Origin of the sequence: Sphingobacterium sp. T2, assembly GCF_000814685.1 — a bacterium.
GTDB lineage: Bacteria > Bacteroidota > Bacteroidia > Sphingobacteriales > Sphingobacteriaceae > Sphingobacterium > Sphingobacterium thermophilum.
Window position 1 is genome coordinate 1 of record NZ_JXAC01000054.1, and the last position, 8,776, is coordinate 8,776.

10 protein-coding genes and 2 pseudogenes are annotated in these 8,776 nt (G+C 38.4%); 4 read left to right on the forward strand and 8 right to left on the reverse strand.

Going from position 1 to position 8,776, the window contains the following annotated elements:
- Both SD31_RS04625 and SD31_RS04630 read right to left on the reverse strand, forming a co-directional pair.
- Positions 1-720, reverse strand: a pseudogene (locus tag SD31_RS04625) (TIGR00730 family Rossman fold protein); the annotation flags it as partial.
- Between the two features lie 80 nt (positions 721-800).
- Complete coding sequence (locus SD31_RS04630) at positions 801-1,079, reverse strand: SelT/SelW/SelH family protein (protein WP_082021815.1); 279 nt, start codon at positions 1,077-1,079, stop codon at positions 801-803.
- A gap of 90 nt (positions 1,080-1,169) precedes the next feature.
- Here SD31_RS04630 and recR point away from each other — a divergent pair, with 90 nt between their 5' ends.
- Positions 1,170-1,784: a recombination mediator RecR gene (recR, locus tag SD31_RS04635; RefSeq protein WP_039053283.1), complete on the forward strand. Its 615-nt coding sequence runs from the start codon at positions 1,170-1,172 to the stop codon at positions 1,782-1,784.
- A gap of 97 nt (positions 1,785-1,881) precedes the next feature.
- Here recR and SD31_RS19885 read toward each other — a convergent pair whose 3' ends face one another.
- From SD31_RS19885 to SD31_RS04650, 4 genes are all read right to left on the reverse strand, one after another.
- Positions 1,882-2,289, reverse strand: a complete 408-nt coding sequence (locus SD31_RS19885) for an MFS transporter (RefSeq protein WP_262506533.1) — start codon at positions 2,287-2,289, stop codon at positions 1,882-1,884.
- Positions 2,290-2,365: 76 nt separating this feature from the next.
- The gene (locus SD31_RS19890) at positions 2,366-2,980 is read right to left on the reverse strand and encodes an MFS transporter (protein WP_262506534.1); all 615 of its coding nucleotides are present in this window, start codon (positions 2,978-2,980) and stop codon (positions 2,366-2,368) included.
- A gap of 44 nt (positions 2,981-3,024) precedes the next feature.
- Positions 3,025-3,954, reverse strand: coding sequence for a bifunctional metallophosphatase/5'-nucleotidase (locus SD31_RS04645; RefSeq protein ID WP_039053284.1), 930 nt, complete (start codon positions 3,952-3,954; stop codon positions 3,025-3,027).
- Complete coding sequence (locus SD31_RS04650) at positions 3,929-4,681, reverse strand: 5'-nucleotidase C-terminal domain-containing protein (protein ID WP_231561175.1); 753 nt, start codon at positions 4,679-4,681, stop codon at positions 3,929-3,931. Before SD31_RS04650 ends, SD31_RS04645 begins: the two co-directional genes overlap by 26 nt.
- 203 nt (positions 4,682-4,884) lie before the next feature.
- Here SD31_RS04650 and metA point away from each other — a divergent pair, with 203 nt between their 5' ends.
- Positions 4,885-5,832 (forward strand): homoserine O-succinyltransferase, encoded by a 948-nt coding sequence (gene metA, locus SD31_RS04655; protein ID WP_039053285.1) that lies wholly within the window; start codon positions 4,885-4,887, stop codon positions 5,830-5,832.
- Between the two features lie 48 nt (positions 5,833-5,880).
- On the opposite strand, the gene SD31_RS04660 is transcribed toward metA, so the two are convergent.
- Positions 5,881-6,471 carry a hypothetical protein gene (locus SD31_RS04660; RefSeq protein ID WP_039053286.1) on the reverse strand — a complete coding sequence of 197 codons (591 nt, stop codon included), beginning with the start codon at positions 6,469-6,471 and terminating at the stop codon, positions 5,881-5,883.
- Between the two features lie 43 nt (positions 6,472-6,514).
- Complete coding sequence (locus SD31_RS17065; RefSeq protein WP_262506535.1) at positions 6,515-7,042, reverse strand: response regulator transcription factor; 528 nt, start codon at positions 7,040-7,042, stop codon at positions 6,515-6,517.
- A 380-nt stretch (positions 7,043-7,422) separates the two neighbouring features.
- Here SD31_RS17065 and SD31_RS04670 point away from each other — a divergent pair, with 380 nt between their 5' ends.
- Both SD31_RS04670 and SD31_RS04675 read left to right on the forward strand, forming a co-directional pair.
- On the forward strand, positions 7,423-8,421 hold the full coding sequence (locus SD31_RS04670; RefSeq protein WP_039053288.1) for a tetratricopeptide repeat protein: 999 nt from the start codon (positions 7,423-7,425) through the stop codon (positions 8,419-8,421).
- 124 nt (positions 8,422-8,545) lie between these two features.
- Positions 8,546-8,776 (forward strand): annotated as a pseudogene (locus SD31_RS04675) (GNAT family N-acetyltransferase); the annotation flags it as partial.

An 8,776-nucleotide genomic window follows, 5' to 3' on the forward strand; every position in this document is an offset into this window, starting at 1 on the left:
GTCTTTATAGAAGTTTGGTTGAGCAAATCATTATCGTAGCAAGAAAGATGCWWGAYATGTCCGGCAGCCTCTTCGGCGGTATCTACTATTCTATACAGCTTTAGGTCCTCAGGAGAGATATATGCATTGGCAAGCATGGTCTTTTCGATCCATTCGAACAAACCGCCCCAATATTCCGAGCCTACTAATACGATAGGGAAGCGGGCGATTTTTCCGGTCTGGATAAGAAGTGATCGCTTCAAATAGCTCATCCATCGTGCCGAACCTCCACGGCATCACGATATAACCCTGAGAGTATTTCATAAACATAACCTTACGTACGAAGAAGTAGTTGAAGGTTAGAATTTTATCTCTGTCTATATAGCTGTTGTGAAACTGCTCGAATGGCAATTCGATGTTTAAGCCTACCGATTTTCCACCCACAAGGTGAGCTCCTCTGTTGGCTGCTTCCATAATTCCCGGACCACCCCCAGAGATCACACCGTATCCTTTTTCTGCCAGAAGTTTGGCTATCTCTACGGTCATCTGATAGTATTTATGGTTTTCAGGAGTTCGTGCCGAACCGAATATAGAAACACAAGGACCTATTTTTGCCAACTTCTCAAAGCCATCCACAAATTCTGACATGATTTTAAAAATCTGCCATGAATCTTTCACTTTAATCTCTTGCCAAGTTTTGTTGGCAAACGAATTTCTAATTTTACTTTCTCCTGTCGTCATCTTCTTTAAACTCAAATCAAGAGTTGCAATATAATAAAAATTATATTTCTATCCTTATACTAAAATTTTCCTTAAGAAAGCTATTTTTTGTCCGAATGGCCCAAGTTTTTTTCAGGACAGATGCGGTCTCTTACCCGCTGCTTTAGGGTTTTGATATCTGCAAAGCCTCCATCTCTTTTTCTGTCGAAAATCATAAAATCTTCATGACGTATCTGAAAACGGCCGCTCACCTCGCTAGGAATAAGCGTAATGCCGTAAACATCCTCTTCAAAGGTGGTCAGTAACTCTTGGGCTATATAAGCAGCCCGTAACATCCATCCGCACTTAGGGCAATATTCAATCTGTAGTGTTGGTTTCATAACAGAAATATAAAAAAATATAATGCAGAACGGAGCAATGCTTTCGTATACTGATATTTTGCTGACACAAAAAATAATTACCTTTGTATTATGAATTTTTCATCCAAGCTATTAGAAAATGCGGTAGAGGAGTTCGGGCGCCTGCCCGGAATCGGAAAAAAGACCGCATTGCGATTGGTGTTACATCTGCTCAAACAGCCGGATGGCGAAGTGCAACGTTTTGTGCAGTCCCTGACTACGCTCAAAGAGCAGATACAGTATTGTCGCGAATGCTACAATATTTCGGATGAAGCTGTCTGTGAGATCTGTCAGTCCGTAAAGCGTGATAAGACGACTATCTGTGTGGTGGAGGACACTCGTGATGTCATGGCCATAGAAAATACCAACCAATATCAAGGTGTTTATCATGTATTGGGAGGGCTTATCTCTCCGATGGAAGGTGTAGGTCCTTCGGATCTAAAAATCGAAGGGCTTCTCGAACGCATACGTCGAGGGGATGTCAAAGAGGTAATCCTAGCCCTCAGTGCTACTATGGAAGGGGATACCACCATATTCTATCTATACCGTAAACTGAAAGAATTTGATATTCAGATTACGACCATAGCTAGAGGTATAGCGTTCGGTGGAGAATTGGAATACGTGGACGAAATAACACTGGGCCGCTCCATATTAACTCGTGTGCCATACGAACGCAACGTAGGTTAAATCTTCATCTTGGTAATGACAAACTGGAATCCACCACTAGCAAGTAGTAGTAGGCTACCTGCCACTGTCCACAAGGTGAAGTATCCGTAGTGTTCAGCTAGGTAAGTTCCAAATAAGGGGAAACGATATTGGCTGCAGCGAAGGCTAATGAGTTGAACCCCATATAGGCTCCTTGGTTATGTAATCCCGCTCGTTTGATAGAGATTGTAGCCATAAAGGGTAGTGTCAGCATCTCCCCGGTGGAAAGGATAAACATGGACATATAAAGCCAGATAAGCCCAAAATCTATATTCAGCATAAAGTATGCTATGGAAGTAATGGCTGTACCCCACACCATAATCTGCCGTACCGTAAAGCGATGTTCTACGAAATGGACCAAGACCATTTCAAAAACCACTATGACGAAGCCGCTAAACCCTAGAAGAAGACCTATCTGTGTGGAGTCTAAGCGATAAACATCCTTATAAAACAGCGGTAAAGTACTTAACAGCTGAAAGAATGCCATTGAAAAGAGGCAACATAAAATATTGAAGATGATGAAGAGACCGTCCCGATAAGCGTTTTTCTCTTTTTTCGTATCTTCAGAATGTTTCTTTGGTTGTTACATTAGGTTTTCTGTTTTTGAAGAAATAGATAAAGACAATACATGCCAATCCGGCAGCAATAGCGTTACCATAGAAAATCCAATGATAGGAAATAGTGGCGAGGAAGCCTCCCAGTGCAGGACCTATGGAAAACCCTAAATTTACGGCCATCCTGTTGAGTGAATAGGCCCGTGTAATATTTTCGGGTTTAGCATAGCGTGCCACCGAAACTGAGTTGGCCGGTCTAAATGTGTCGGCCACTACGGAAAGCAGGAAAATCATAGGAGCCAGCCCTTCGAAGGTAGTGAAAGCCGGTAGCACCAAGAAAAGTGGTATTACCGCCATCAGGGAGATGGCCTGAACTTTAAAATTACCAAAGCGGTCTGTCAGCCAACCTCCTAACCAGGAACCACATACCGCTCCTAATCCAAAGCAGCCTAACACCAGACCTATCTGAGTCTTGCTGAAGCCCAACTCCGAAGACATATACATCCCCAGAAAAGGTATTACCATGGACCCGGTTCTGTTAATCAATATCACCAAAGCCAATAGCCATGCGGCTTGCGATAATCCTTTGTATGAGTTTATATATGTTTGAAAAAGAGCTTTCAATCTATTTTTATGTAATTTAAAAGGTTAATTATACAATATTGTTGTCAACTTTGTAATTGTTGAATACAACCTTTTTTGTTTTGTTCTTTGGGATTGAAGATAAAATCTATTCTTCCCAATATTGCTCCACCCGTTGCAGCCTGATTGACTATAGTTTCTTTGCCGGCAGCGTTAAGGACACGGGTTGGTTCTTCTAGGTAGGTGTGTGTATGTCCTCCTATGATAAGGTCGATATCCTTTGTTGCGGCGGCCAATTTCAAATCCGAAATCTGATCCGTGGTATAGCTGTATCCCAAATGAGAAAGACAGATAACAATATCGCATTTATGCTTGTTCTTTAACGTAGGAACTATTCTGTTTGCTACAGCAATAGGATCCAAATATTTCATCCCTGCATAGTTTTTCTTGTCTACAAGTCCTTCGACATTGACGCCTAGTCCGAAGACTCCTATTCGTATTCCACCTCGCTCCAAAATCAGGTATTCCTTGGTTTTTCCGGCCAAGGCTGTATTGCTGAAGTCGTAGTTGGAGGTAACGAAAGGAAAGTTGGCTTTGTCGAAATGTTTGAGAATACCGTCAATGCCATTGTCAAATTCGTGGTTGCCGAAGGTGCCTGCATCATATCCCAACTTGGACATGAGGGTAAGCTCCAGCTCTCCATCAAAAAGGTTGAAATAGGGGGTACCTTGAAACATATCTCCTGCATCGAACAGAAGTACATGCTTTTCTTCCTTACGTATTTTGTTTATCAACGTACTTCTGCGTGCTACACCTCCTAATCCTTGTAGTTTTGAACCATCCATAGGAAAAGGTTCTATGCGGCTGTGTACGTCATTGGTATGTAGGATGGTAAGCTTTATTTCTGTAGGCTTAGCCCACAGGTCTGTAGGCAGCTGACTTAGTGCTATAGTACCGCCTAATACTCCTATATTTTTTAGGAAATTTCTTCTATTTAATGATTTGAACTCTGCCATCGAGTTTAGTATTTATGGTTTTACCTTCACTTGTTAACTTCTTCAGGTAGTCGATAAGACCGTTTCGGACCAATATTCCTGAATCTTTTCTCGAAATAGGGTTGTCTAGTCCTAATATGCGGTCGCCACCATTAGCCAGATAATCGTAGGTCACCAATTTATAATTCTTATTGATGTCGAAAGGTTGGCCTTGAATAAAGACATCTACCGGCTTTCCGTCTTTGATTTTCATGGTCATTCCCGCGATAGGTTGTCCCCCTGTGTTGGCCATAAACTGTAACAGGTTAGCCATTTCCGACCCTTTTATTTCCAATATGGTGATATAATTTTCAAAAGGCATGAGCTCATAGATATTGCCGATTGTAACATCTCCCTTCTTGATGTCTGCACGTATACCGAATTTTGTGGCAATAGAAAACTGTACGTCAGGATCCAGTGTTTTTCCGATTTCCAGCAGTGCATCTACGAAAAAGTTTCCAGCCGAAGATTCTGCTTCTGATCGCGTGCGGTACAGGTTGTCTTCGGCAAAGGCGATGACTCTGTTCATCTCAATTTCCATCTTTTGCTTATAAGGCAAATAATATCGGATGATGCTGCTGTCTTCTTCAACCTGACTGTTAATGACATAGTTGTGGGTTGAAGTGCTATGTCCCCATTGAGTGGTCTTGCATCCCACTAGGGAGAGGGTTAGCAAGAGCGTCGGGAATATTTTCGAAAAGAAATTCATGGTACTAAATTTTATGCGAAGCTAAGAAGAATGTGGCTAGGAGCCAATTATCTTTTTGTAAAATTTTGATTTCGTCGTAGTAAAATTGTAAAAAAAAGAATTCTAATTTTTTCAAACAAAGTATTAGTTGTAATTTGGCTTATTGAAATCTAAATTCACCTTAAATAATCGATCTAAACTAGAGTAGGAGGAAGAGAAAAAGTATGCCTTTAAAGATTCCAGATAATTTGCCGGCTATAGAACTTCTAAAGCGTGAGAACATTTTCGTTATGAGTGATTTGAGGGCCAATACTCAGGATATTAGGCCGTTGCGTGTATTGGTGCTCAATCTTATGCCTTTAAAGATTTCGACGGAAACCGACTTTATCCGGCTTCTGTCCAACAATCCTTTACAGGTGGAGATGGAATTTTTGAGTATGGAATCTCATGTATCCAAGAATACTCCACAGGAGCATTTGGAGATGTTTTATAAGACTTTTAGTGAAGTTTCGAATCAATATTACGACGGATTGATTGTCACGGGGGCACCTGTAGAGATGCTTCCTTTTGAGGAGGTGAACTATTGGGAGGAGCTTGTACAGATTTTTGATTGGGCCCGTACACACGTTACCTCTTCATTATATATCTGCTGGGCTTCCCAAGCTGCCTTGTATCATTTTTATGGCGTCAACAAAATTGCTTTGGACAAAAAGTTGTTCGGTGTATTCAAACATACCGCTAGCAAGAAGAAATATCCGTTGTTTAGAGGCTTTGACGATGAATTTTACATTCCGCATAGCCGACATACAACTATTGATAAGCAGGAAGTGTTGTCCAAAGACGGATTAACCATCCTTTCGGAATCTCCAGAGGCGGGAATTGCCATTTTAAGTTCAAGAGGAGGAAGGGAGTTTTACCTTACTGGTCATTCGGAGTATAATCCATTCACGCTGCATGAAGAATATATGCGTGACTTGGAAAAAGGTCTGGACATAGAGATGCCAAAAAATTATTATCGAAATGACGACCCTAATGAGGGACCTATGGTACGTTGGACAAGCCATGCCAACCTTTTGTTCAACAATTGGCTCAACTATTACGTGTATCAGGAGACTCCATATAACCTTAACGATATTGCTTCTTTAGGTGATATTGGTGAGCAGAGCGAATAATAGCCAAGACATAAAAAGGACTTTGAAAACTTTTCAAAGTCTTTTTTTTTAATGTACACTTTCTTTACTTTCAACGACTATTAGTTGTAATTTAGGAATATGATTGGTAGCTACAGATATATGGATATTGCTTTCTCCTCGTCGGATAAGGTAGCTACTGACATGGCTATTATCTTTTAAGTTTAACCTCCATGTCGTATTATCCTTTACCGATTCGTCCATGGGAGGCAAGACATCGCCTTCAAATACTTTAATTCCTCCTAGAGTACTCACTTGGTCGGTGATATTCTTGATGACATAGTATGTGGTGATTTCAAAGTTATTTGCAGGGTCTTGTTCTAGCATAGCACTAAAGACACGTCCTTTAACAGGGATTTTATTTAGGCTATCCAGATAAAAAATGAAGGTGCAATTTTCGCAGATATTTTCATTGGTCGATTTGGCTCCTTTGGGGACTTTTAGGTATGGAAAATCATTCAAATCTACATCGGAAATAGGTGTGTTGCTTAGAAATTTTTCTATACTCAGGACGCCTTCTTTCTCATTGTCTGTATGTGGAGGGTTATTTGGTGGATGACAACCTACCAAAATTCCAACCAACAGTGATAGTAGTGCAGTTTTGTTGATCAGCTTTTTCATAAGATGTGAATCACTTACAGAGTATGATTTTTATTTCACCAAATTAATATTCTGGTAGTAAGACAGGAAGCTGATAAAAGTTTATTTTTTCCTTTAACATATCGATTATTAAGATTGTAGTCTTCAAATCTTCTCCAATAGCTTTACTTATCTGGTCTAATGAATTATTAGCTTTTAAAAGCTCAATGAGTTGTGTTTCTCTTTTGGTAAGTTTTACCGTAGGTATACTATTATCTTTATGGATGTTTTCTAGTTTTTCACTAGATATTTCACAGAAGAAGAATTCACCGTTCATTACTTTTGTGATAGCTTCGTAAATTGTGGGGATTTTTGCCCCTTTCACTATATAGCCGTCGGCTCCGGCTTTCATAAATCTGTTGATATATTCGTAATCTTCAAAAGAAGAGTAACCAATGATTTTGATATGAGGATTTACTTTTTTGAGGTAGGGGCAAATCTCAAAGCCACTTGTATCTGGGAGATTGATGTCCAGAAGAGCAACGTCGATATCTTTCAGTCCTGTAAATTCGAAAAGTGATTTACCGGTAGAAAAATTATCAACAATATGGATATCATCGTTATTGTACTTAGTAAACCAATTTTAAGGTTAAAAACCACTATAGGGTGGTCTTCTATAATGATAACCTTTCTCATAAATGATGCTTTTCATAGTAAGATGTTTTAATAATACAATAATTAAATAAGAAATACAATGATTTTGTAGCACTGTTTAAAAATATTCTTTGTATTGAGGGATTTGAAGTATATTTATATAAGTTTTGGGATTATCTACCTAATGAAATTTAAAAAAATTATTTTTTATATACTATCTTATTTTCTACTTACCAGTCCATTATGTGCAAAATCTTTTTCTCTTGATTCGTTGAACCAGTATAATGACTCTGTTATAAATCTTAATAAAACAGCACAAGTAAACTAGAGAAGAAGCATGTGTTAATAAATGACTTGTTAAATAAGAATAAAAAAGAAAACTTTGATTTTAACCGCAATTTTGTTCAAAAGCATTATCTGCTTGATAAAAATTACCAAAAAGACAGTCTTACCTATTCCAAAATATTATTCAATCATTATTCAAAGCTATATTTTTTCGTAGAACCGGACACTATTCTTTCTTATATCAAAGGGATGATAAGTTACCTCAGGGGGTCGACTACTCCGGAGTTGCAAAATATGCTGTATGAGTTTCAGCTGTTGGAAGCTACGGTTATCGGTCGGATGGGCTATGCATTGACAGAATTAAGGATGCTTTCCGAACTTTATCCTAAGCTACTTAAAAGCAATAACACACTACTTTTATATAGATATAATTTCAATTTAGCCCTTATATATTACCAATATAACGAAACACAAAAATCATTGGATTTTCTATATAAGGTCATCCATGAAAAGAAATTGACCCAAGAAGTACAAAGATATAAAGGTGTTTCTTATATCCTTCTTGCATCTAATTATTTGAAACTTAACCAACCGGATAGTATCAGAAAATATAATAGAATGGCGGCACAATTTCTAACACGAAAGGTGCTGAGTCATATAATTTATATTTCTCGATATCATAGTATCAATGCATATCTGTTGGCACTGGACAAAAATTTTGTTGAGGTCTATAAGAATATTGATTCGGCCTACAATATAGCTGTGGAACGTAATAATGACGGAGAAATTTTGTATTCTAATTTTATGAAAGCGCGTTGTTTCGCTTTGCAAAAACGTTATGATGAAGCTATAGATCTTTATAAATATATTTTGGCTAATTCTCCGGTCCTTATGCTTAATATTTATAAGTCTTATATTTTAAGAAATCTATTAGATGTTTATAAGCAGACTGGAAAGATTGAGAAGGTGTATGATACATATGACGAGCTTCTCGAATTTCAGGAAGAAGAGACACAGCGAACTAAAGAAATGCAGATAGAGGAGTTGGATTAACAATTTCAAGCTTCAATGAAAAGCATGCTAATCCTAAATTGAAAGATATTGTTTGATAGCGTACAACTATATCGTTGACTTGGAATTAAGCTGATAATTTGTTAATTTGAGGCAAATCAGTGTTATGATACCATCCATAGTTATAAGAAAGTACAAAAATGAAGATTTTGAACCGTTGGTTCGTGTGTTAGAGCAAAACATACCTCAATACTTTGCTGAGTCCGAGATTGAAGATTACAGAAATTTTCTGACCAATGAGTTGGAGGATTATTATGTTTTGGAAATGGAAGAAAGTGTTGTTGGAGGAGGAGGTATCAATTACGACAGGGCTAAGAAGATAGCAAAGCTGAGTTGG